Below are 2,500 nucleotides of genomic sequence, written 5' to 3' on the forward strand. Positions count from 1 at the left end.
ACACAAAGGGCTACGCTATCTCACAAGCAGGCTCAGCTATGCCCAGCTTCGTTGGCTCGCTGCCGATAACCGTGCGCCAGCTGCTCAAAACGTTTCCGGCTGAATCCTTCGAGCCCGACGATCTGATCCTGACGAATGACCCGTGGCTCGGAACCGGACACCTTCAGGATCTGACGACACTCGCGCCGCTTTTTTACAAGAAAAATCTTGTCGGTTTCGTCGGCATAACTTCCCATGCCACCGACATGGGCGGAAAACTTCGCTCGCCTGAGGTCAGGGATATCTACGAGGAGGGTCTCCAGCTGCCCCCTTGTAAATACATGGCTGCCGGACAAGTGAACCCCGATATCCTCCGTATTATCCGCGCCAACGTGCGCGTGCCCGAGCAGGTCGAGGGCGATTTGATCTCCCATATGGCCGGCGGAAAACTTGCCGCCCAGCGGGTGAATGACCTCCTTGAGGAATACAAGCTACGCGATCTCGACTCTATCGCCACAACGATTTTCCAGCGCTCCGAGAACGCTATGCGCGAGGCGATCAAAAAAGTTCCCGACGGCGAATATCGCTTCCACGTGAGTACAGACGGCTACGATGAGCCTCTGATTATCCGTGTCGAGGTCCGCGTTCGAGGAAGTAGCATTGTTGTTGACTACACGGGTTCATCGCCCCAGGTTGATCGCGGCCTCAACGCCGTTTTGAGCTACGTATTCGCCTATTCGGCCTACGCGCTCAAGTGTCTTTTCTGTCCAACGGTGCCCAACAACGAGGGGAACTTCCGTCCCGTTACCGTAACGGCGCCCGATGGCAGTATTCTCAATCCGCGCTATCCCGCACCCGTAAACGGTCGCTCCATGGTTGGCCAGTTCATTCCCTCGGCTATTTTCGGCGCGCTCTGCAAGGCCGTGCCCGAGTTGGTACAGGCCGCTAGCGGAAGCCCCGTCTGGGCCATTAACGCTGCTGGCGTAGACAAACAGATGCGCAGCTTTGCCGGTAACTTCTTCCTGAACGGCGGGCAGGGCGCCTCTAAAAGCCATGACGGCATCAGTTGCCTGAGCTTTCCTTCGAACACCTCGAACACACCGATTGAGATTCTTGAGCACATGGTTCCTCTTCTGGTGGAGAGAAAAGCCATCATCAGGGACAGCGGCGGATCCGGGGAATTCGTTGGCGGCAACGGCCAGCAGGTTATCGTCAAATCGCTTTCGGACGTTCAAATACTCTTGAGTTTTTTGAGTGAGCGGACACGCCATCCAGCCTATGGTCTATTTGGTGGTAAAAATGGTCGCGTCGGCAAGGTGACGCTGAACGGTCGGCCTATCAATCCCAAGCGCCAGTGGGTGATGAGTCCAGGTGACCGTCTCGTCCTCGAGGTTCCAAGTGGTGGCGGCTACGGAGATCCGAAGGATAGAAAGCGCGATGCTATCGAGCGCGATCTTCGCGAGGGCCTTCTCTCTCTTCAGAAAGCGCGCACAGAATACGCCTTCGACGGGGACTACTCCGGCTCTGAAAACGCCTGATCCCCATGGCCGCATCCTCTTCAAGATGGGTCGCCGTTACGGCGACTGACGATTTTCCGGTTGCGCTCGCGCCGGTGCGCCTAGCCATGAAGGGTGTGGCACCTGTAAAGGTTGTGCCGCTTCCATTTAGCCCCCTTACCCCGACCCAGGAAAAAAAATTCGCTCGGGCATTCAAGGGCGCAGAAGGCATGCTCCTTAGGCCTGGCTACATCACCCCCTCGCTTCTCGACCACCTTCCAGATCTCCGGGTTGTAGGTGTTCATGGCGCTGGCGTCGATCAGGTGGATGTTGCTGCCTGCACCGAGCGCGGCGTTCTGGTTACGAACACGCCAGGGGCAAACGCTGATGCGGTGACAGAGCTAACGATTGGCCTGATGGTGAGCCTGCTCCGCCAAATACCCCAAAGCGCCGCCAGGGTTCAATCTGAGCGTATCTGGGGGGAGGCACGCCACACGGGCGGCGAGCTAAAGGGAAAGACCCTCGGCCTTGTCGGCATCGGACAGATTGGCGAGCGCGTAACACGCATTGCCCAGGCTTTTGGAATGAAGGTCTGCGCCCACGACCCGGGGCTTTCGAATAAAGATATTCGCGCCAGGGGGGCCAAGCCGATGAAGCTCGATGCCCTGCTGGCCGCATCCGACATTATCTCGCTACATGCACCACACATTCCGGCGACACACCACATCATCGGTCGCGCCGCCATCGCGAAAATGAAAAAGGGCGCTTTCGTGGTGAACGCTGCGCGGGGGCCCCTCATCGATGAAAAGGCACTCGCCAAAGCCCTTAAAAGCGGCAAACTAGGTGGGGCGGCGCTCGACGTTCTTGATGGTGAGCCACCGAACCCCAAAAGCCCGATTTTCGATGCACCGGGTATTATCCTCACCCCGCACATGGCTGGCTCAACTGTCGAATGCCTTGAAGCCATCGCCCGCACCGCCGGTGAGGATATTGCCCGCGTCCTCTCGGGCAAACGGGCCAAATTC

Annotated in this window: 2 protein-coding genes (1 of these 2 cut by a window edge); both read left to right on the forward strand. The window is 58.0% G+C overall.

Annotated elements, in window-relative coordinates:
• Positions 1–1,517: hydantoinase B/oxoprolinase family protein (locus HOJ95_09515; protein MBT6394931.1), on the forward strand; the 1,517-nt coding region annotated here is incomplete at its 5' end.
• A gap of 5 nt (positions 1,518–1,522) precedes the next feature.
• Positions 1,523–2,500, forward strand: the 5' portion of a protein-coding gene (locus HOJ95_09520; GenBank protein ID MBT6394932.1) for a hydroxyacid dehydrogenase. It continues 27 nt past the right edge of the window; only the first 978 of its 1,005 coding nucleotides appear in the window; the start codon lies at positions 1,523–1,525; its stop codon lies beyond the right edge, outside the window.

The organism is Nitrospinaceae bacterium (assembly GCA_018669005.1).
Taxonomy (GTDB): domain Bacteria; phylum UBA8248; class UBA8248; order UBA8248; family UBA8248; genus UBA8248.